Raw genomic sequence first — 491 nt, 5'->3', positions numbered from 1 at the left:
GCCGCCCCGCCGCCCGACGGCTCGCGCTCCGGCGGCGGCTCGTGACCGCCCGGCGCGGCGGCGCGCCCGGCCCGGAGGGTCGGGCCCCCGGCCCCCACCCGGCCCCGCCCGGCGAAGGCCCACGCCTGCCGTCCGCCCGGGCCCGGGGCGGGGACGACGGCCCGGCGACGGATCAGGGCCCCGGCGCGCCCGGCAGCGACGGCCCGGATGACCGCCCCGGCGCCTTGGCGGAGTGGGCCGCGAGAGGGCCGGGCGGGGGCACCGCCGCAGCCCGCCGCAGCTCGCAGGAGCCCTGGCCCGGCGGTCCGGCCCGAACCGGCCGGGCGCGAAGGGGAGGTGCGTCCGGGCCGTCCGGTGGCTCCGGCTCCGCCGAGGAGCGCCAGGCCGGTGGCTCGGGCCGGTCGTCCGACCCGGATGGCCCGGCACAGGACCCTGACCGGGGCCGGGACCGGGACCGGAGCGCGGCGGAGTGGGCCGCGAGGGGAGCGCGC

It is taken from the genome of Streptomyces himastatinicus ATCC 53653 (genome assembly GCF_000158915.1).
GTDB classification, from domain to species: Bacteria; Actinomycetota; Actinomycetes; order Streptomycetales; family Streptomycetaceae; genus Streptomyces; species Streptomyces himastatinicus.
The sequence above is the reverse complement of the archived record's forward strand: the minus strand, read 5'-3'. Positions refer to the sequence as shown.